The sequence below is a fragment of the Henriciella mobilis genome, assembly GCF_003576285.1.
In the GTDB taxonomy this organism is placed as follows: domain Bacteria; phylum Pseudomonadota; class Alphaproteobacteria; order Caulobacterales; family Hyphomonadaceae; genus Henriciella; species Henriciella mobilis.
The window spans coordinates 461,253-481,592 of the sequence record NZ_QWFX01000006.1; the positions used below are offsets into that span (position 1 = coordinate 461,253).

The 20,340-nt window shown below is 61.0% G+C and carries 21 protein-coding genes; 8 read left to right on the forward strand and 13 right to left on the reverse strand.

Going from position 1 to position 20,340, the window contains the following annotated elements; all coding sequences use genetic code 11:
- Window positions 1-11: 11 nt before the first annotated feature.
- Window positions 12-842 (forward strand): hypothetical protein, encoded by an 831-nt coding sequence (locus D1223_RS07045; protein ID WP_119375705.1) that lies wholly within the window; start codon window positions 12-14, stop codon window positions 840-842.
- On the opposite strand, the gene D1223_RS07050 is transcribed toward D1223_RS07045, so the two are convergent.
- Window positions 839-1,429, reverse strand: a complete 591-nt coding sequence (locus D1223_RS07050) for a TlpA family protein disulfide reductase (RefSeq protein ID WP_119375706.1) — start codon at window positions 1,427-1,429, stop codon at window positions 839-841. The two genes, D1223_RS07045 and D1223_RS07050, sit on opposite strands and share 4 nt — an antisense overlap.
- Before the next feature lie 28 nt (window positions 1,430-1,457).
- Between D1223_RS07050 and argH the strand changes: the two genes are divergently transcribed.
- The 4 genes from argH to D1223_RS07070 are packed head-to-tail and all read left to right on the forward strand — an operon-like array spanning window position 1,458 to window position 7,035.
- Window positions 1,458-2,876 carry an argininosuccinate lyase gene (gene argH, locus D1223_RS07055; protein WP_233353071.1) on the forward strand — a complete coding sequence of 473 codons (1,419 nt, stop codon included), beginning with the start codon at window positions 1,458-1,460 and terminating at the stop codon, window positions 2,874-2,876.
- Window positions 2,873-3,151 (forward strand): LPS translocon maturation chaperone LptM, encoded by a 279-nt coding sequence (gene lptM / locus D1223_RS07060; RefSeq protein WP_119375707.1) that lies wholly within the window; start codon window positions 2,873-2,875, stop codon window positions 3,149-3,151. Before argH ends, lptM begins: the two co-directional genes overlap by 4 nt.
- A gap of 12 nt (window positions 3,152-3,163) precedes the next feature.
- Window positions 3,164-4,429, forward strand: coding sequence for a diaminopimelate decarboxylase (gene lysA, locus D1223_RS07065; protein WP_119375708.1), 1,266 nt, complete (start codon window positions 3,164-3,166; stop codon window positions 4,427-4,429).
- A complete protein-coding gene (locus tag D1223_RS07070; RefSeq protein ID WP_119375709.1) occupies window positions 4,417-7,035 on the forward strand; it encodes a DUF4175 domain-containing protein in 2,619 nt (872 codons plus the stop codon). The genes lysA and D1223_RS07070 overlap by 13 nt, the downstream gene beginning before the upstream one ends.
- Window positions 7,036-7,046: 11 nt before the next feature.
- Here the strand turns inward: D1223_RS07070 and D1223_RS07075 are convergent, their stop codons facing one another.
- The 9 genes from D1223_RS07075 to D1223_RS07115 all read right to left on the reverse strand — a co-directional run bounded on the left by D1223_RS07075 (window position 7,047) and on the right by D1223_RS07115 (window position 14,463).
- Window positions 7,047-7,679 carry a 5-formyltetrahydrofolate cyclo-ligase gene (locus tag D1223_RS07075; RefSeq protein WP_119375710.1) on the reverse strand — a complete coding sequence of 211 codons (633 nt, stop codon included), beginning with the start codon at window positions 7,677-7,679 and terminating at the stop codon, window positions 7,047-7,049.
- Window positions 7,676-9,166, reverse strand: a complete 1,491-nt coding sequence (gene ftsY, locus D1223_RS07080) for a signal recognition particle-docking protein FtsY (protein WP_233349435.1) — start codon at window positions 9,164-9,166, stop codon at window positions 7,676-7,678. Before ftsY ends, D1223_RS07075 begins: the two co-directional genes overlap by 4 nt.
- Window positions 9,163-10,443 (reverse strand): tRNA (N(6)-L-threonylcarbamoyladenosine(37)-C(2))-methylthiotransferase MtaB, encoded by a 1,281-nt coding sequence (gene mtaB, locus D1223_RS07085; RefSeq protein ID WP_119375711.1) that lies wholly within the window; start codon window positions 10,441-10,443, stop codon window positions 9,163-9,165. Before mtaB ends, ftsY begins: the two co-directional genes overlap by 4 nt.
- Before the next feature lie 101 nt (window positions 10,444-10,544).
- Window positions 10,545-11,354 (reverse strand): diaminopimelate epimerase, encoded by an 810-nt coding sequence (gene dapF, locus D1223_RS07090; protein WP_119375712.1) that lies wholly within the window; start codon window positions 11,352-11,354, stop codon window positions 10,545-10,547.
- A 45-nt stretch (window positions 11,355-11,399) separates the two neighbouring features.
- Window positions 11,400-11,810, reverse strand: coding sequence for a hypothetical protein (locus D1223_RS07095; RefSeq protein ID WP_119375713.1), 411 nt, complete (start codon window positions 11,808-11,810; stop codon window positions 11,400-11,402).
- A gap of 9 nt (window positions 11,811-11,819) precedes the next feature.
- A complete protein-coding gene (locus D1223_RS07100) occupies window positions 11,820-12,854 on the reverse strand; it encodes a MaoC family dehydratase (RefSeq protein WP_119375714.1) in 1,035 nt (344 codons plus the stop codon).
- A gap of 40 nt (window positions 12,855-12,894) precedes the next feature.
- Entirely contained in the window at window positions 12,895-13,152 is a 258-nt protein-coding gene (locus D1223_RS07105; RefSeq protein ID WP_119375715.1) for a hypothetical protein, read from the reverse strand.
- A 72-nt stretch (window positions 13,153-13,224) separates the two neighbouring features.
- The gene (locus tag D1223_RS07110) at window positions 13,225-13,572 is read right to left on the reverse strand and encodes an ArsC/Spx/MgsR family protein (RefSeq protein ID WP_119375716.1); all 348 of its coding nucleotides are present in this window, start codon (window positions 13,570-13,572) and stop codon (window positions 13,225-13,227) included.
- Window positions 13,573-14,463 (reverse strand): HpcH/HpaI aldolase/citrate lyase family protein, encoded by an 891-nt coding sequence (locus tag D1223_RS07115; RefSeq protein ID WP_119375717.1) that lies wholly within the window; start codon window positions 14,461-14,463, stop codon window positions 13,573-13,575.
- Between the two features lie 138 nt (window positions 14,464-14,601).
- Here D1223_RS07115 and D1223_RS07120 point away from each other — a divergent pair, with 138 nt between their 5' ends.
- Window positions 14,602-15,720 carry a serine hydrolase domain-containing protein gene (locus D1223_RS07120; protein ID WP_119375718.1) on the forward strand — a complete coding sequence of 373 codons (1,119 nt, stop codon included), beginning with the start codon at window positions 14,602-14,604 and terminating at the stop codon, window positions 15,718-15,720.
- A gap of 68 nt (window positions 15,721-15,788) precedes the next feature.
- Entirely contained in the window at window positions 15,789-16,406 is a 618-nt protein-coding gene (locus D1223_RS07125) for a LysE family translocator (protein ID WP_119375719.1), read from the forward strand.
- A 151-nt stretch (window positions 16,407-16,557) separates the two neighbouring features.
- On the opposite strand, the gene rarD is transcribed toward D1223_RS07125, so the two are convergent.
- Together rarD and D1223_RS07135 are read right to left on the reverse strand one after the other, a co-directional pair.
- Window positions 16,558-17,469, reverse strand: coding sequence for an EamA family transporter RarD (rarD, locus tag D1223_RS07130; RefSeq protein WP_119375720.1), 912 nt, complete (start codon window positions 17,467-17,469; stop codon window positions 16,558-16,560).
- A 160-nt stretch (window positions 17,470-17,629) separates the two neighbouring features.
- Entirely contained in the window at window positions 17,630-18,664 is a 1,035-nt protein-coding gene (locus D1223_RS07135; protein WP_119375721.1) for an aspartate-semialdehyde dehydrogenase, read from the reverse strand.
- 176 nt (window positions 18,665-18,840) lie between these two features.
- On the opposite strand from D1223_RS07135, the gene D1223_RS07140 reads away from it, so the two are divergent.
- The gene (locus D1223_RS07140) at window positions 18,841-19,224 is read left to right on the forward strand and encodes a nuclear transport factor 2 family protein (RefSeq protein ID WP_233349433.1); all 384 of its coding nucleotides are present in this window, start codon (window positions 18,841-18,843) and stop codon (window positions 19,222-19,224) included.
- A gap of 23 nt (window positions 19,225-19,247) precedes the next feature.
- On the opposite strand, the gene leuB is transcribed toward D1223_RS07140, so the two are convergent.
- A complete protein-coding gene (leuB, locus tag D1223_RS07145) occupies window positions 19,248-20,303 on the reverse strand; it encodes a 3-isopropylmalate dehydrogenase (RefSeq protein WP_119375722.1) in 1,056 nt (351 codons plus the stop codon).
- Between the last annotated feature and the right edge of the window lie 37 nt (window positions 20,304-20,340).

Here is a 20,340-nt window from a genome sequence, read left to right on the forward strand (position 1 = left end):
TGGAGCCCGCAATGACATTTACGCCCCGTGACATGGTTCGCTTCGGTCTCACGGCGGCCCTTCTCGGGTCGACGTCCCTCGCCGCCTGCGGCGGCCAGGGAGATGATGCCGCAACACAGGTCAACAGTTCCAGTGAGGCATCCAGCGATACGAGCCAGCCCGGCGATGCCGGCGAGGCGGGTTATGCCGGAGAAGGTGGCGAGAGCGGTGAGGGCGGTGAAGGCGAAGGCGGCGAGAATGGCGCGCACGGCATGGATACGCTGCCTATCGAGAATCGCCTGGCCTTCATGCGCGGCCATGTTGCGGCAGGTCTTGCGCTCTATCGTGCCGGTGCGCCCGACCAGGCCGCCAAGCATCTGCTCCATCCTGTTTCGGAAACCCATGCTGAGGAGCGCGCCGGTCTCGATGAGCGCGGGTTCAAGGCTGACCTCTTCGTAGAAATATCGAACGCCCTCGAGGCGGGAACAGCGTCCGAAGAGATCGAGGACAAACTCGCAGAAGCAGAAGACAATCTTTCCGTGCTGGCCGACGAGGTTGGCGGTTCCAGCAAGGACATCCTCAATTTTCTGCTCGACACCACGCTTGAAGAGTATCGCATCGGCGTGACAGATGGCGAGATTGTCAATGCGGGGGAATTTGCGGACGCTTACGGTTTCGTGACAGTCGCAGAGGACTATGCGGGCGATCTTGAGGGGCCCGCGGGCGACTCAGTCCGTCAGGAACTGGGCGTGCTCAAAGCGATGTGGCCGAAAGCGCCCCTGGCCAACTCTGCGCCAGCCCCTGTCGACCAGGTCGCGGCACAGATTTCCCGAGTTCAGCTTGAGCTGTCCGGCGTAAACTAGTCGGTGATGGCGTCGATCAGGGCGGCCGCTTCATAGGAATTCCAATTGGCCTCTCCGGCCAGCCGCGCAATTTCCTTGCCGTTGGCATCGTAGATTACGGTAGTTGGAAATCCTTTGGCGCCACTCTCATAGACAATGTCCCAGTTTTCGGGCGGCGCGAAATAGAAATCGAGTACGCCACTGGTAAGTTCGCCCAGGCGTTCGCGGGCATAATCCTTGTCCTCGGCGGCATCGACACTGATTGCGATAACCTGGAACTTTTCGCTGCCCTTTTCCCGTTCCAGTGCAGCAAGGGACGGCATCTCCCGTTCGCAAGGCCCACACCAGGTCGCCCAGAAATTGACCAGCGTCACCTTGCCGCCGAAATCCGCCAACGTCATCGATTCTCCGTCCGGACCCTCAAAAGTTGCGCCTGAAATCGCCCTGCCGCGGTCGCTAACATCGAGCTTCGAAAGCGTGCCTGTGGCAAGTTTTGCGACCGGATCGGAACTTCCCCCCTTGGATGTCGCGCTCAGCAGTGCAAAAGACACCGCGAGAACGAGTCCGAGGATCATGGCCGGTATGGCGTATTTCGCTATGCGGGTCATTGGTCGCTCCGAGTTTCAGGACAGAGATATGAGCAATAAGGACAGTAAAGGCCAGCAGATGTGGGGGGGACGCTTTGCCGCGCAACCGTCCGATATCATGCAGTCCATCAACGCCTCGATCGACATTGACCGCCGCATGGCCGTCCAGGACATAGCTGGCAGCCGGGCCCATGCGGACATGCTCGCAGAATGCGCGATCATCACTGAAGAAGACAATGAAGCGATCCAGGCCGGTCTCGACCAGGTTCTGGAAGAAGTGAAGTCGGGAGCCTTCCCCTATCGCGTCGAACTGGAAGACATTCACATGAATGTCGAGGCGCGGCTGAAGGAGATCATTGGCGAGCCCGCAGGCAGGCTGCACACAGCCCGCTCGCGCAACGACCAGGTGGTCACGGATTTCCGACTTTGGACGCGGGGTGCGCTAACCGAAGCGCAATCAGGCCTGCTGGAGCTGCAGAAGACCCTTATCAGCCGAGCAGGTGAGCACACCGACACCGTCATGCCAGGCTTCACGCACCTGCAGACCGCCCAGCCTGTTACGCTGGGCCACCATTTGCTGGCCTATGTCGAGATGGCCGAGCGCGACAGAGGACGGATGCGCGACGCGGCCGTTCGGCTCAATGAATCCCCGCTTGGCGCAGCGGCGCTTGCAGGTACAGGCTTCCCGGTCGATCGAGACATGACAGCCGAGGCGCTTGGCTTCGACCGGCCGATGGCGAATTCGCTCGACGCAGTCTCGGCGCGTGACTTTGCGCTTGAAGCGCTGGCGGCGCTGTCGATTGCGGCGACCCATTTGTCGCGGCTGGCTGAAGAGCTGGTTCTCTGGACCAGCGCCCAGTTTGGCTTTGCGACCCTGTCTGATGCCTGGTCCACAGGATCTTCGATCATGCCGCAGAAACGCAATCCGGATGCGGCCGAGCTTATAAGGGCAAAGGCAGCCCTGATCGCCGGACAGTTTGCTAGCCTTCAGGGCGCGGTGAAGGCGCTGCCGCTTGCCTACGCGAAGGACCTCCAGGACGACAAACGGCTGACGTTTGAAGCCTTCGACACGTTTGGACTCTGCGTGAAGGCCATGGCGGGGATGATCGACACCGTTGCCTTCAACAAGGACCGGATGCGCGACGCCGCTGCCAAGGGTTTTTCTACTGCGACCGACCTTGCCGACTATCTCGTCCGCGAGCTTAAAATGCCTTTTCGTGACGCCCACCATGTTACCGGCAGAATCGTTGCCATGGCAGAATCCGAAGGCAAGGACCTGTCAGAGTTGCCATTACAATCAATGCAGACAGTCGAACCACGCCTTACGGAAGACGTATTCTCCGTGCTAAGCGTTGAAGCCTCGGCCGCCAGCCGTCAGAGCTATGGCGGTACTTCACCTGTCCGCGTCAGCGAGCAGGTGCAATCGTGGAAGACCAGACTGGGCCTGGAGGCCGGAACACCCGAATGAAACGAACACCTATCAAGCTGACCCTCGCACTGGGCGCGGCAGCCCTTCTGACAGCCTGCGGCATTCGCGGTGACCTTCAGCGGCCACCACCAATCTTTTCCGACCCGCCGACTGAAGAGGCCCAGACGCCGGTCGCGGCACCTGTCGAATTCGCGCTCGCGCCGGAAAAGCCGCAGGATGAAGCGTATTACAATTCTATAGGCGGCGAGACGCCCAAGCCGGATCCGACAGTGGATGTGGACGAAGGCGGCCTCGGCGAGATCGAACCCGGCTGAGCCAGAACGTACGTGCACCATTTTCATTACAGGAACGGACGCCTCCATTGTGAAGACGTCTCGCTCGATGCGATTGCCGACGAGGTCGGAACGCCGGTCTATGTCTATTCATCTGCGACGCTAAGGCGGCATGCCCGGGTGATTGGTGAGGCGTTTGATGGAATGTCCTGCCTGATTGCCTATTCGGTCAAGGCCAATGGCAATCTCGGCGTCCTGAAGACGCTGGCCGCGGAAGGCTGCGGAGCGGATGTTGTTAGCGGCGGAGAGCTGAAGCGCGCGCGGGCCGCCGGCATACCTCCTTCACGGATTGTCTTTTCAGGTGTTGGCAAGACACGGGAGGAAATGCGGCTCGGTCTCGAAGAAGGAATCCATCAGTTCAATGTTGAAAGTGCAGCCGAAGTGGAAGTGCTATCGGATGTTGCTTCGTTACTAGGCAAGACTGCCAAGATTGCCGTTCGCGTCAATCCGGACGTGGCTGCTGGCGGTCACCCGAATATCTCCACGGGCAAGGCGGGCGACAAGTTTGGTGTGCCATGGGAAGCGGCCGACGCGCTGTATGCCAGGATTGCAGAGCTCGACGGCGTCGAGGCAGTGGGGGTCGACGTGCATATCGGCTCCCAGATCGATGCCATCGCGCCCATGCGGGCAGCCTTTGAGCGTGTTGTTACGCTGGTTCGCCGCCTGCGCGAGGCCGGGCACGCCATCACGCGGCTCGACCTTGGGGGCGGCCTGGGAATCCCTTACAAGCCTGGCGACGACCTTCCACCGCCGTCCGAATATGCAAACATGATCCGCCAAGTAACCGAGGGGCTTGGCGTTGAGGTCATTTTGGAGCCTGGCCGCGTTATTGCGGGGAATGCAGGCGTCCTGATCGCGGAAGCCCTGTTCACAAAGCCAGCGCCCAAGCGCACCTTCCTGATTGTCGATGCTGGTATGAACGACCTTATGCGGCCCGCGCTTTATCAGGCGCATCACGATATTCTGCCATTGGAAGAGCGTCCAGACAGCACGGAGCAGATCAACTATGATGTTGTCGGCCCGATATGCGAGTCGACTGACAAGTTTGCGACCGAGCGGCCCTTGCCAGTCATCCGTCCGGGCGAGCGCCTCGCTTTCATGTCTGCGGGTGCATACGGCGCCGTTCTTTCGTCGCAATACAATGCGAGACCATTGGTCGCTGAGGTGCTTGTGGATGGCGACAAGTATGCCATTGTCCGCAGGCGGCCTACCTTTGACGAGATGATTGCCCTGGAGACGACACCTGATTGGCTGACCTGAAGCGTATCCCCGGCGTTGAACCAAAGATCGCGCGAACACGCGGCAATCTCTGGCGTCTGGCCGCCGCGCGCGCATTCTGGCCATTCGCGATTCTGGTCGGCCTTTTCCTGATCTTTGCGCTGACCGGCGTCTTCGACGCGGCAAGCGAGAAATTCGCTTCGCTTTCGTTGATCGTCTTCGTGACAGGCCTGGTCGTACTCGGCGGACTTGGCTGGGCACGTTATGCCGGTCCGACGCGTAAGCAGGCCGTTGATGCGCTGGATCGTCAGTCAGACTTGCGACCACTCACAACGCTGTCAGACCGGCCCTCGCGGCCGGATGCGGACGGGGTGTCACTATGGCGGGCGCACGAGACGCGCCTCACGGATGCGGCGCGACGCCTGAACGTTCCGAGCTTTGCTGCCGAATGGAAGGCCTTTGACCCACTTTACCTCCGCTACATTGTGCCGGGCCTCGTCGCCGTCGCCCTTCTGATGGCATGGAATTCCGCCGGTGAACGCATGCAGCGCGCTTTTTCACCGGATATCGGCAGCCTCTTTGGCGCGGATTCGATACGCATCGAAGCCTGGATAACTCCGCCGCGGCATACCGGGCGTCCGCCAATCTTCCTTCGCGATGCCCAGGAGCCGGTTCGTGTCCCTGCCGGATCGGAAATTACGGTCCGGGCCCAGGCTCCGTCTGCGCCTAAGCTGCTTGTCGATTCAGCCGGCAACGACCAGCGTATGCGTTTCGATGTTACGCCTGAAGGCGCTTATGAGGCCCGAGCCACCATCGACGCGGATAGCGAGATTCGCGTCACCTGGTGGGGCAAGCGGGCGTCCTGGGTGATCAGGGCGTCACCCGATGCGCCGCCGAGCGTCGAATGGGTGTCCGCGCCCGAGTTGTTGCCAAACGACAAGACAGAGTTCGGTTGGAAGGTTTCCGACGATTACGGGGTTGAGCGCCTTGAGCTTGTTTTTTCCCGAACAGATGCCGGCGGGAACGGAGAGCCCGATTCCGTCGCGGTCCAGATGCCGGCGATTTCGCCGAAGGAGGCCGAAGATACAACCGCAATCGACCTGACCCGTCACCGCTGGGCGGGTCTTGAGACCGAAATGCGCCTTCGTGCAACCGATGGCGCTGGCCAGGTAGGTCTTAGTGAACCGGTCGATTTCGTCATCCCGGAGAAGCTGCTCCTGCAACCACTCGCTCGCGCGATCCAGGATATCCGCGTAACCATCCTGCGCGAAGACGCACCCTATGATGCGATTCCGGTAAATGACGAGGCGCTGACTGCGGGCGCCGTCTACACCGCGGCCACGCAGCGTATCGGTTATGCGCCTCACGGTATCCAGCGCGCGGCCCGCATGATCGAGGCGGTGACCTATAAGCCGGCTTATTATTTCGAGGATGTGAGCATTTATCTCGGTCTGCGGCATGTGGAGTCGATGCTTCAGGTCGCGGACTCCACTGATGAAGCGGACACGACCGAGCCCATTCTCTGGTCGCTGGCCCTCCGCGCGGAATACGGCAGTGCCGCCGATGCGCTTCGCGCTCTGCAGGCGGCGCGCGAGGCGCTGGAAGAAGCGCTCCGGGACGGCGCCTCTGAAGCCGAGATCAATCGCCGGCTCGAGGCCTTCAAGCAGGCGGCGCAGAATTATCTGGCCGCCCGGATGGCTGAGGCCCTCGCCAATGGACTCGAGGCGCCGCCCAATGACACTGACAGTGCCCAGCAAGGTGGGGGACAAGGCCTTGGCGGGTCTGACTTTGCCGACATGCTTGATGCCTTGTCCGATTTGACGGAAACAGGCGCGACGGATCAGGCGCGACAATTGCTCGCCGACATCACCAACATGCTGGAGAACCTTCAATTCCAGCAGGGTAGCGGCAGTGGCGACGGCCTACCTGGCATGCCGGGCCAGCAGCAGGGCGAAAACCAGGAAGACGTTCCGCAGGAAGAACAGGACCTGTCGGAAACGCTGCGGGAGTTGTCGGATCTGCTGCGCGAACAGCGCGAATTGAACGACGACACTCTGGCCGAACAGCGTGGCGAAGGTCCAAGATCCGGAAACCAGCCCGGTCAATCACCGTTCGGTGAGGGAGGCGAGGATCCCGGCTCGGAAGGAAGCAATCTGGCCAATCGCCAGGATGGGCTCGGTGACCGGGTCGAAGAATTTGCTGAACGTCTCGGGCGCGGCAGCGCCGAGGATGAAGATGGCGAAGGCCTCGGCGGTCTTGCTGGCGAGCTGGATGAGGAGACGATTGAAGCCATTGAACGCGCCCAGCGCCGTGCGGCCGACGCGCTTCGGGACGGCAATACGATGCGTGCTCAGCGCAACCAGGATGAAGCTACCGAATCGCTGCTCGATCTCGCCCAGGGGCTGGCCGGTCAGCTAGACGACTTGCGCCGTGAGCGCCTTGGTGACGAGTATGGTGGCGGGTCAAACGAAACCGATCCCTTCGGGCGACCGCTTGGTGGCGTGTCTGACGGGCGCGATGTGAACATCCCCGACGAGGCAGAACGCCAGCGCGCCAAGGACATCCTTGAAGAGCTTCGCCGGCGCTATGGCGAGACACCCGATGAGGAAGAGCGCGACTATCTGGAGCGTCTGCTCGACCGGTTCTAGCGGCGTCTGGATCAGGCGGCGCTGGGGCCGTTTCCGCCGGTGCCGCCACTATCGTCGTTGTTGCCGAAATTGCGCATCATGAAGATTGGGACGGATCCGCGCTCAGTTACAGCCCAGTCGAGCGGTTGGTCATGCGGTTCGGCTGGCAGTTCGTCCATCATCTGGCCGTGAAAGCCGAGGCCGCATGCGAAGATCCGCCCATCGGCCCGGAGTGATGCAAGCGCGCGGTCATAGTGACCTTTTCCGTAGCCGATCCGGTTGCCGACCTTGTCGAAGGCAAGAAGCGGCATGAGGATGAGCGTGGGCTGGACGCGGGGGGCTGAATGCGGCGGCTCATTCAGTCCAAATGCCCCCGGTTCCAACGGATCCTTCTCGTGCCAGAGACGGAAGGACATGGTGCCATCCTCATCGATGCGCGGCAGCGCCAGTTTCGCTCCAGCCTGTGCAAGCTTCTGCATAAGCGGGCGCGGGTCGATCTCGCTGCTGATTGGCCAGTAGCCGGACACGATCGGCCCATACCGCTCCAGCAATTTCAGGGGAAACTTCGCCGCAAGCGTCTCTCCAGCATCCGGATCGCGGGCATGAAGCTCTTCGCGCAGCGTTTTCAGGTCTGCGCGGAGCGTGGATTTGCCGTCCGCGGTCACGCCGGCTCCTTTTCGTCCATTCCGACAAGGGCTTTCGCAAATGCGGCTGCACTGAAAGGCTGCAGGTCTTCGGCTTTTTCTCCAACCCCGACGAAATGGATAGGCAGGTCGTGTGCTTCTGCGATCGCGACGAGCACGCCGCCTTTCGCCGTGCCGTCGAGCTTGGTCATGACGATCCCGGAAACCTCTGCTGTGTGCCGGAAAGCCTCCACCTGCGAGAGGGCGTTCTGGCCGACAGTTGCGTCCAGAACGAGGATCACATCGTGCGGGGCTTCAGGGTCGAGCTTGCGCGCTACGCGCACAATCTTCGCCAGTTCCGACATCAGCTCCGCCTTGTTCTGCAGGCGGCCTGCCGTGTCGACAAGGACCAAGTCCAGGTTGTCGGCCTTTGCCTTTTCAATGGCCTCGTAGACCAGTCCGGCGGCATCCGCGCCGGTTGGCTTTGACATGACAGGGATTCCGGCCCGCTCACCCCAGACCGTAAGTTGTTCGATAGCGGCCGCCCGGAACGTGTCGCCGGCGACGAGAACGGCTTTGGCGCCCTGCTCTTTGAGTTTCGACGCAATCTTGCCGATTGTGGTGGTCTTGCCCGAACCGTTCACGCCGACGAACAGAACGACGCGAGGTGTTGGGCCATCCGAGAAGTCGACGACTTGCTCGCGTGGCGCCATGATGGCCTCGATTTCTTCAGCGAGCGCTTCCTTGATTTCCTGATCAGTGACGTCCTTGTCGAAACGGGTCTTCGCAAGGTTGGACGTGATTTTTGCCGCCACCCGCGCACCCATATCGGATGTGATCAGAAGGTCTTCCAGCTCCTCCAGGGCGTCATCGTCCAGCTTGCGCTTGTTAAACGCGCCCGTCAGGCTGGCACCAAGCTTGGATGAGGATTTCGAAAGCCCGGTGGTAAGCTTGCTGAAGAAGCCGGGTGATTTGACCTCGGTATATGGGTCTGGTTCGGCAGCCGCAGCTGCCGCCTTGCGGCGCGCTTCCTCTTCGCGTGCTGCTTCGGCGCGGCGGCGTTCTTCCAGGAGTTTGAGTTCAGCTTCGGCCTTCTGCTGGGCTGCGACACGCTCGGCTTCCTCTTGGCGAACCTTTTCGGCTTCTTCCTCAAGCCGCCGGGCCTCCGCTTCAGCTTCTTCGGCCGCTTGGCGGGCTGCCTCATCAGCCTCAGCTTTCTGGCGGGCCTCTTCCGCAGCTTTTCGGGCCGCTTCGCGCGCCTCTTCAGTTTTTCGGGCCTCGTCGGCAAGTCGCCGGCGTTCAGCTTCTGCGGCCTCTCGCTCGCGCTGCTGACGCTCTTCCCATGCACGATTGGCTTCGGCGACCTTTCGTTCAATCTCGGCCTGTTCGGCGGCCTTTCGTTCAGCCTCTTCCTTCTCAGCAGCTTCGCGAGCTGCGAGTTCGTCGGCCGACAGTTCCGGCGCCTGCATCTCTGTGCCGGCTTCTTCCAGTTCCTTCTTTTTCTTCTTTTTTCCGAACCAGAGGATCATGCGGGCTCACCGATCAGTTTTTGTCCATCGTGCTCGACTATCCTTGCCTCAACCGGACGTCCAGCTTCAAGCGGGTCGAAGCCCTGCAGCCAGACCTGAGAAAAATCACCCAGCCGGCCACTGGCTTCCTGCTCCACCAGGACGCTGCGAAGCTGACCGACATGACGATCGAGATGGCGGTGAAGCGCTGCTGCGCCCGCCGCTCGAAGCCGGGATGCGCGCGCTTTTATCACGGCCTTTTCCAGCTGAGGCATCCGGGCGGCCGGTGTGCCGGGCCGCGGGCTGTATGGAAAGACATGAAGGAAGGCGAGACCGCACTCATCAACAAGCTTGAGGGAGTTCTCGAACGCAGTTTCGGTCTCGGTCGGAAATCCGGCAATGATATCCGCACCGAGGGCGATGTCGGGCCGAATTCCCCGTAGCTTCTGGGCCAGCTCAATCGCCTGCTCGCGCGAGTGCCGGCGCTTCATTCGCTTCAGTATGAGATTGTCGCCATGCTGAAGGGAAAGGTGCATGAAAGGCGCCATGCGCGGATCGGCCATCGCTTCGAACAGGGCGTCATCCATCTCGATCGCGTCGATTGACGAAATCCGCAGCTGCTTGAGGTCCGGAACCAGTTTCAGGACGCGGCGCACCAGGTTTCCAAGCTGGGGCTTTCCGGGCAGGTCGCCTCCCCAACTGGTCAGGTCGACCCCGGTCAGCACGACTTCATAGTGGCCAGTGTCGACAAGACGCTGGATCATCTGGACGACGTCTCCGGCCGGGACTGAGCGCGAATTCCCCCGGCCGAACGGGATGATGCAGAAAGTGCAGCGATGGTCGCAGCCGTTCTGGACCTGGACATAGGCCCGGGCGCGCCCCTCCATGCCGTCGATCAGGTGGCCCGCGGTTTCTTTGACCGACATGATGTCGTTGACGAGCACTTTCGTATCGCCATGGCGCAGTGCTGGCGAGGACCAGGTCCCGGCCTGCATTTTCTCCTGGTTGCCGATCACGCGGCTGACCTCTGGCATGTTGGCAAATTCATCCGGATTGATCTGCGCGGCGCAGCCGGTCACGATGATCTGCGCATCCGGATTGTCCTTCCGGGCCCGCCGGATCGTCTGGCGCGCCGAACGGACGGCTTCGGCGGTCACGGCGCACGTATTGACGATGATCGCGTCTTCGAGCCCGGCTTTTTCGGCATGCCCCTTCATCACCTCGGACTCATAGGAGTTCAGGCGGCAGCCCAGTGTGATTACCTGGGGCTGGGCAAGGGAGGGGGTCTTCGTCGTCATGGCCAAGCCGCTCAGATCGCGCGTCTGGCCCGCTTATTCAAGACTTATCAGCTGCGGGCGGAGGATCGGGGGTCAGCGAATTCGGTCTTCAGGGCCCGCCGTCAGACCTCGAACGTCATCTCCAGCTCGACCGGGCCGGTCATGAAGACATGATCGTCGCTTTCCCGCCAGTCGATGGTCAACTCTCCGCCATCAAGGATGAGCTTGGCCTTGCGGTCAGTCTTGCCAGCGCGTGCGGCGCAGACCAACGCCGCACAGGCCCCGGTCCCACAAGCCTTGGTGAGGCCTGCCCCGCGTTCCCAGACGCGCAGGCGGATGGTCTGCCGGTCGATCACCTGTGCAAAGCCGACATTCGTGCCTTCTGGAAAAAGCGGATGCCACTCGACGAGTGGTCCGATCTGGGGGATGTCATAGGCATCGACATCGTCGACGAAGAACACCGCGTGCGGATTTCCCATGGAAACAACGGCGGGCTTGGAAAGATAGGGCTTGTCCATCGGGCCGATGCGGACGTCCACGCCGCGTACATCCATCTTTTCTGACAACGGGATGTCTTCCCACGCCATGAGTGGAGAGCCCATGTCGATGGTGACGAGGTTTTCGCCCGCGCGCCGACCTTTCAGTACATCGGCCTGGGTGCGAATTTTCACTTCCGGTTTTCCGGACTCTTCCAGAAGCAGGTGCGCGACAGCACGCGTGCCGTTCCCGCAGGCGCTCACTTCTTCGCCCGAAGAATTCCAGATGCGCAGAAAGGCATCGACGGTCGCGTCACGCTCGATCGACATGACCTGGTCGGCCTTCATTTGTTCCGCTATAGCGCGGATGCGATTTTCATCGGGCGCGAATTTCCTGTCCCGCGCGTCAAAGACCGCGAAAGCATTGCCTGCGCCATTCATTTTCCAGACCTTCATGGATAGGTCATGTAGGGTGCGAATGAGAACAGAGAAAGCCGGAATCTACTTCGGCAGCTTCGATGCGATCACCCAGCCGGCAATCTGTGACACCGCAGCAACGATCAGCAACAGGTCCGCAACGGGGTGCCGCCAGAAAAGAGCGAGGAACGCTACGCCGATCGAGATCCAGTCAACGCGGTCGTCACTGACGAGATAGCCGGCTGGCCGGCGCTCACGTTCGATATCGGCCAGTGTCAGCCCATGCCAGACGCGGTTCATGGTCGGTGGGCCAAAGACATCCTGCAATTCGCGCGGATCGGTGATGCCTGTCAGGTTGCAAAGAATGCGTGCATCGACATGGCCCAGCTCGACGACCTGCTTCAGGGTCATTGTGCCAAGCAGGCTGGCAATGGCCATCAGCATGGTGGCGATCGCCACGCCAAACAGGGAAAGGCCTTCGAGGAGATTGATCATTCTGTGCGACTAGATAGGGATGGCAGCCCAGTAATCGAAGTCGAGAATGACATTGCCCGCATACTTTCCGTCTTCGCCGCGTAGCGGGAAATCGGTGCACGGGTGGTTCTTCGCCGCCACCAGGCGCAGGCGAAGGGCGCCGGTCGTGTCATTCAGCGTGGCCTTGTCGAGGACTTCCGACCAGGCGTAGATCGTGTCGCCTGAGAAGAGCGGTCCGGCATGGGTGCCCGCATTGATGGCCAGCATCTGTGCAGCGCTTTCCAGTCCGTTGAATGACAGGGCGCGGGCGATCGAGATGACGACGCCGCCGTAGATCAATCTCTTGCCGAACCGGCTTTCTTTCTGCGCGTGGGCGTCAAAGTGAACCTTCGCTGTATTCTGGTAGAGGCGCGTGGCGATCTGGTGCTCTGCTTCCTCTACGGTCATGCCGTCGACATGGTCGATTTTCTCGCCGATTTCATAGTCGCCATAACGCCATTTCGATCCCGCCAGTGCATCGTCCCAATCGTCATAGGCCGGGACGGTGAGCGCGGACGCGTGAACGGCATCCGGTAGATCCGGCACGACAGGGTCGAGCGCCGGACTGGAAGGATCCTTCTTGTTCACCATCACCCAGCGGACATAGGAGAGTACCGTTTCGCCTTTCTGGTTCTCGCCGCGCGTGCGGACCCAGACGACACCGGTCTTGCCGTTGGAGTTCTCCTTGATTCCGATCACCTCGGAGATCGCCGTCAGCGTATCACCCGGATAAACGTCCTTCAGGAATTGCCCGTCCGCATAACCGAGATTGGCAACCGCATTCAGCGAGATGTCCGGTACCGTCTTGCCGAAGACCACGTGGAAGGCGAGCAGCGGGTCGACCGGCAGGGCAGGAAAGCCGTTGGCGGCGGCGAACGTTTCGGCTGAGTACAGCGCATGGCGCGCACCGGTCAGGGCGCGATACAACGAAATGTCGCCCGCCGACACTGTGAGCGGCGTTGCATGGACAAGCTCCATGCCTGGCTTGAAGTCTTCGAAATAATGGCCCGGATTGGATTTTGTCATGGCTTGCCCTCGGAAGATTTTCTGGGGCGAGCGTCGGCAATCAGCCAAGCAATAGCCCCGTCAGAGTTGTTGCGACCACCTGCCCTGTCTCTCCGTCTGAAATCAAGCCGGAACCAACGAGCGGGGCAAAAAGCAGCAGGGCCATGGCCGTGACGAGACCGCTGGCAATGATCTTCGCTTCGGACCGGTCAAGCGCATCGCGCAAGCCGGCCTTGCCATAGGCGACGATTTGCGGCCCAAAAAAGAGCAGCAGCGACAAGCCAAACAGAGCGGCGGCGATGAACAGGGCGATTGTCATGCGTGCCTTATGGCAAACAGACTTTTCCGCCGCTCTTACGAGATGTGTTGAATTTTACGGATCGGTGCGGAGTCAGGCAATTTCCAGCAGCTTGTCGATGGGGCGGCCGAGAACCGCCTTGCCGTCCTTTATGCCGATCGGACGCTGAATGAGCCGAGGGTTTTGGACCATAGCCTCAAAGAGCTCTTCATCGCCCAGCGTGTCGGAGATCTCGAATTTCTTCGCATCCTTTTCCCTCAGGAAGGCGCGCGGCGACACATCGCCCATCTTCTTTGCGATGTCCTTGAGGTCGTCGACCGTAAGGGCATCACCAGCGTTCATGTACTTGCGAATTTCGGGCTTGATGCCGTTCTCCTCCAGCAGGGCGAGGCCATTGCGCGAAGTGCTGCAGCCTGTGTGGTGAAGCAGGGTGTAGGTCATCTATGCGGACTCCATTGCCTTTATAGCCTCATCAACCGCGACGATGCGTTTTGCTTCTTCGAGGTGGAGGAGCTCGGTCATTTTTCCGTTTACTTTCAGAACACCCTTGCCCTTGTTGACCGGATCCGCAAAGGCAGCGATGACGTCGCGGGCCTGCTGAACATCGGCTTCTTCGGGGGCGAAAATGCGGTTGGTGGTTTCGATCTGTGAAGGGTGGATCAGGGTCTTGCCATCAAAACCCAGCATGCGGCCCTGACGGACTTCGTTTTCCAGGCCTTCGGCGTTCGAGATATCGTTGTAGACGCCGTCGATTGCGACAATGTCAAAGGCCCGGGCGGCCGCCATAGTCAGGCCGAGCGATGTCTGGAAGGCGCTGCGGGCAGGATCGTTGACGGCGCGCAGTTCCTTGGCGAGGTCGTTCGTACCCATGACGAAGGCTGAAAGGCGCGTACGGCCGGCGGCTTCGGCGATATCCATGATGTTGAGGATGGCCTTGGGCATCTCGATCATGACCCAGAGACCCATCTCTTTCGGCGCGCCTGCGCGGCTCATGGCATCATCGAGCCGGTCGATGTCTCCCCCGTCGATCACTTTTGGGGCAAGGATCGCGTCTGGGCCAGCCGCAACGGCAGCTTTCATGTCGTCGAGGCCCCATTCCGTGTCGAGTCCATTAACGCGGATGACCACTTCGCGCTTGCCGTATCCGCCCGCTTTTACTGCAGAACACACCGTCTCGCGCGCTTCTTCCTTGGCGTCTGGTGCAACCGCGTCTTCCAGGTCGAGGATAACGGTGTCGGCGGGGAGTGATTTTGCCTTCTCCAGGGCGCGTGGATTGGCGCCGGGCATGTAGAGGCAGGATCGGCGGGGGCGGTGGGTGGTCTGTGTGGTCATTCGGTTTTCATCCCTCGAACGCTTTGGCGCTTTCGATGCCTTTTCCGCCGCAATCTGTCCAGTGCGGCGGAATGTGCAGGGGTTTTCTTCCCGGCGTGCTCGTGTATCGCTCCCGGGAACGTTTTAAGGAGTTGGTTCATGAGCGAGATCCGCGGAACCGTGGCCCCGGGCTTCGAGCCTGTGCGGGAAGTCTTCGAGGAAAATTTCGCCGCCGGCGAAGAGCTCGGCGCCGGATTTGCGGCCATACTCGATGGGGAGATCGTGGTGGACCTCATGGGCGGATATGCCGACCGCAAGAAGGATGCGCCGTGGGATGAAAACACAATCGTCCCGGTCTATTCCACGACAAAAGGTATCGCTGCGCTGGTCATCGCCTCTGCTATCGGCGCGCTGGAGGACGGGTATGAGACAAGGGTCAGCGCCATCTGGCCAGAGTTTTCCGCCGGAGGGAAAGGCGATGTCACCATTGCGGAGATGCTCTCTCACCAGGCTGGCCTCTGCGGGTTCAAGGACCCGATCGATCCGGCGCTCTGGCTCGATCCGCCCGCCCTTGCTGCAGCGCTGGCCGAACTGGAGCCGCTCTGGGAGCCGGGGACGGCGCACGGGTACCACCCGCTGAGCTGGGGCTACCTTGCCGGGGAAACTGTCCAGCGCATCAGCGGCCGCAGCCTTGGCACCATCCTCCGCGAGGATTTCTGTGCGCCGAACGGAATCGATTTTCAGATCGGCCTGCCGACTGAGGATCATGAGCGGGTCGCTGAGATCATGCGGCCGAGAGAGATGCCGCAGCTCGGTGACATCAATGAATTCAAGAAAGTAGCCTTCCTCACCAAGTGGGCCTCGCCGGACCGTGGCGGCGCGATCTGGCGTGAGATCGAGATTCCGTCCGCCAATGGACATGGTAGCGCGAAGTCGGTCGCCCAGCTCTACGGCATTTATGCCAATCAGGGGAAGCTCGGCGGCAAGACGTTGATTCCAGAGGAGTCGTTCTCTGCCTTGACCCGGCGCCGTGTGATGGGCGAGGATCTCGTCCTGCCCTTCGTGACTGAATTTGCCGCCGGCGTCATGCGGAACAATCTGGGTATTTACGGCCCCAATCCCGAGACGCTGGCTCATTCTGGCTGGGGAGGATCGCTTGCCCTCGGCGATCCCGACCGGCACCTGTCGGCGGCGTATGTGATGAATCGACAGTCGAGTTTCCTGCAGGGTGACCCCCGCGCCCGGCGGCTGGTCGATGCGCTTTACGGTTGTCTCTGACCCGGTACCAAAACAGTCCAGAAACGGTCTGAATCCAGTATAATTCCAGTCTGATTCCGGAGACCAACGTGCCTTGCAACATTGACTGGCTTGCATTCCTTGTCGCGATGGCTGTCGTTGAGCTGACGCCCGGCCCGAACATGGGTTGGCTGACCGCGCTCTCGGCTCAGAAGGGCCGGCGGACGGGGTTCATGGCCGTGCTGGGGATCACGCTCGGTCTCGCGGTACAGCTGGTCGCAGCGGCCACGGGGATTTCCGCCATCGTATCGGCCAATCCGGCCATCTACCACACGCTGCGCTGGGGTGGGGTGGCCTTCATGCTCTACCTCGCCTGGGAGGCGTTTGCCGATGGTGGCGAGAAAGCCGTCGGCGAGGCCGATCACATGGCCGGATTCCGGCGCGGTTTCATTGCCAACCTCCTCAATCCCAAGGCGCTCGTTTTCTACGTTGCTGTGGTGGGTCAATTCGCAACATGCGAGCAGTGGCCTGTTGCGGGACAGGTTCTCATTCTGGGAAGCCTGCACATCGCCGTGGCGATTGCCGTTCACGTTTTGCTGGTCCTGCTCGGCTCAGGCCTCGGCGAGAAAATTTCGCAGTGGAGACAGGCGCTTGGCGTTCGGATCGGCTTTGCCGCCGCGCTGGCATCCATCGCCCTATGGATAGCGATTTCTACACACCCGGGATGAAATTTTTCCGAAAATTGAAATTCCCCTGTGGGGAGAATTTGGCACGGGACTTGCTTCTTTTCGGGGGAATTTGGACTTCCCATCTTCACCATCATACACTGCCCCGGCTTCGTGTCCCCCATGGAGCCGGGGTTTCCCTTTTTTGGCCCCCCTACTCCGCCAGCCGCGCTGCCCGCGCGAGGCGCCGTGCCTTGCGTTCACCGATTACGCTGTCGGTGGTGAAAACAATCAGCGCCGTCCAGATCAGACCGAAAGCGATAGCCTCCACGCTGCTGAAAGGCTCGCGGAAGACGAGCACGGCGATGAGAAACTGCAAGGAGGGCGTCATGTATTGCATCATGCCGATCGTCGCAAGTTTCAGCCGCTTGGCGGCGAGGGCAAACAGGATCAGCGGGACGGCGGTGATCGGCCCGGCCAGCGGCAGGGTGAGCCAGTCCCAGCCATAATCACCGACCCAGCCGCCCTGCCCCGTTGTCTGGAACCAGGTCAGCCAGGCGAAGGCCAGCGGTGCGAGAATGGCCGTTTCGATAGTGAAACCGGCCCGGCTGTCGATCGCGACCTTCTTGCGGACCGCGCCATAGGAGGCGAAGCTGAAGCAGAGGCAGAGCGAGACCCAGGGCAGGCGGCCGAGTTCCCATGTCATCACGCTGACGCCGGCAACGGCAATGGCAATGGCGACCCACTGGGCCCGGCGCAGGCTCTCGGAGAAGAACACCATTCCCATCAGGACGCTGACCAGCGGATTGATGAAATAGCCCAGACTGGCCTCGGTCACCCGCTCGGCGGAAACGGCCCAGATATAAATCAGCCAGTTCGTCGCAATGAGTATGGCCGATAGGGCAAGCCAGGTCAGGTTTGACCGCGTGAGCGCGCCGCGAAACGCTTTCCAGCGATGCGCAATGATGATGAAGACCAGCCCGGTCGGCAGGCCCCACAGGATGCGGTGGGCCAGCATTTCCTGCGGCCCGATGTGGTCGAGCGCGCGAAAATAGAGCGGCAACCCGCCCCAGAGCAGGTACGCGCCCAGGGCGCATAGAAAACCAAGGCGAAGCTCGCGCGTCATGCGCTGGCAAGTAGTACCACGCCAAGCTGATGGCTACCTGTTTCTTGCGGCCAATGCTGCTCTTCGAAAGTGCCGGCCGCCAAAAGAAAAAGCGCTGCCCGGACAGGCAGCGCTTTCAGTCTTTTGAGGTTTGGCGGGTGCGCCCGCCCCTGCCCTTTTTCTAGGCGTTCACGCTCTCAGGCTTCAGCACGCCGCGCTTGATCAGCTCCTCGGCGATCTGGACAGCGTTCAGCGCTGCGCCCTTGCGAAGATTGTCGGCCACGACCCAGAGCGACAGGCCGTGCTCGACCGTGTCATCCTTGCGGATGCGCGAAACGAAGGTTGCCCATTCACCGGCGCATTCGACCGGGGTGATGTACTGGTCTTCTTCCGGATTATCGATCACTTGCACGCCATCGAAATTGCGCAGGGCCTCACGCGCCTCTTCCGGCGTGATCGCCTTGTTGAATTCGATGTTCACCGATTCCGAGTGCCCGACGAAGACCGGAACACGCACACAGGTGACCGTCAGCTTGATGGCCGGGTCGATCATCTTGTGGGTCTCGTTCCACATCTTGGCCTCCTCGTCTGTGAAGCCATTGTCGAGGAAGGAACCGATCATCGGGATCGCATTGAAGGCGATCTGGCGCGGATACTCCTGCGGTTCGGGCTGGTCGTTGACGAAGATGCCCTTGGTCTGGTTCCAGAGCTCGTCCATGCCCGCCTTGCCTGAGCCGGACACCGACTGGTAGGTCGAGACAACGACGCGCTTGATGCTGGCGGCATCGTGCAGGGGCTTCAGCGCCATGACGAGCTGCGCTGTCGAGCAGTTCGGATTGGCGATGATATTCTTCTTGGAATAGCCGAGCACATCCTCGCCATTCACCTCCGGCACGACCAGCGGGACGTCCGGGTCCATGCGCCAGGCTGAGGAATTGTCGATGACGATAGCGCCGGTCTTGCCGATTTTCTCTGCCCACTGGCGCGATGTGCTGCCGCCAGCTGACATGAGGACGACATCGACCTTTGAGAAGTCGAAGTCATCGAGGACCTGGCATTTCAGCTTGCGGTCACCATAGCTGACTTCACGGCCGACCGAACGGCGTGAGGCGACAGCGAAGACGTCATCTGCGGGAAAATCGCGCTCTTCCATGATATTGAGGAGCTCGCGACCCACATTTCCGGTTGCGCCGACGATTGCGACTTTGAGTGCCATATTGTCTGTCCTTTTCCGAAGCGCCCCCAATAGCCGAGAAAAGGCCGCTTCTCAATCAATTGTCAGTCTTTTGCGTCAGCGGCCCGAATGGCCGCGCCGCAGTCTCAGGCTTGATTTCACCTGCATGTAATGCACTTTCGGCAAATGTTGAGTGCGCCACCTGTAACGCATCACCGATGGAGACGATCCTGATCGAAGACGTGATCTCGAAATATATCAAATCCTACAACTCCCGCGATATCGAGGGCATGCTCGATTGCGTGACCGAGGATGTCGTCTTCGAGAACATCTCGAACTCCGGCCAGACCATGACGCTTGAGGGGCGGGACAAGATGGGCGAGGTCGCCGAATTATCCGGAAACGCCTTCTCATACCGGCGCCAGAAGCTGGTCAGCCTGGTGATCGGCCAGGGCAAGGCCGCCGCCGAGATCGAGTTCGAGGGCAAGGCAGCTGTCGACCTGCCGAATGGCGTGAAGGCTGGCGAGACGATCAAGGTGCGCGGGGCGAGCTTCTTCGAATTCCGCGGCCAGCTGATGAGCCGGATTGCCGATTACAGCTAGGATCAGGTCGCCTTTTCGCGTTTCTACAGACAGTCGATAATCGCGTCCGTCATGGCGGTGGTGGACATGTCGCCGCCAAGGTCACGTGTCTTCGCGCCGGATTTCAGCGCGTCGGCGACGGCTTTCATCACCCGGTCGGCGGCGTCCGGGCGACCGAGCGACCAGCGTAGCGCCATCTCCAGCGACAGGATCGCCGCGCACGGATTGGCAAGGCCCTGCCCTGCAATGTCCGGCGCCGAGCCGTGAACCGGCTCGAACAGGCCGGGCGTGCCTTCAATGCCGAGGCTCGCTGATGGCAGCATGCCGATCGACCCCGTCAGCATGGCCGCCTCGTCCGACAGGAGATCCCCGAACAAATTGTCGGCGAGGATCACGTCGAACTGCTTGGGGTTGCGCACCAGCTCCATCGCGCAGGCATCGGCCAGCATGTGGCTGAGCTCGACACCCTCGCCGAAAGTCTTGTGGAGCGCGGTCACTTCCTGGCGCCAGAATAGGCCGCTTTCCATGACGTTTGATTTCTCGACCGAGCAGACCCGGCCATCGCGGCCACGGGCGATTTCGAAGGCGACACGGGTGACGCGCTCGATTTCCGGCGCGGTGTAGACCGATGTGTCATAGCCGCGGCGCACGCCGTTCTCGTCAGTGTCGATGCCGCGCGGCTGACCGAAATAGACCCCCGATGTCAGCTCGCGCACGATCATCAGGTCGAGCCCCTCAATGCGCTCGCGCTTCAGGCTGGAGGCGTCGACCAGCGCTTCGAAACAATAGGCAGGGCGCAGGTTTGCAAAGACATCGAGTCCTTTGCGAAGGCCCAGCAGGCCCATTTCCGGGCGCTTGTCGCGGTCAACGTCGGCCCATTTGGGTCCGCCAACCGCACCCAGAAGGACCGCGTCAGCCCGCTTAGCCCTGTCCAGCGTCTCATCGGTGAGCGGCACGTCCGAGGCGTCGATGGCCGCGCCGCCCACAAGGGCACTTTCAATCGTGACGTCCGGAGCAACAAGTTCGGCGATGCGCTGAGCAGCCGCGGTCACTTCAGGACCAATGCCGTCACCGGGGAGGAGGAGGAGTGTCTGTGTCATGTCGGATGTCGCTTTAGGCGGGGATGGTGCGCAATGT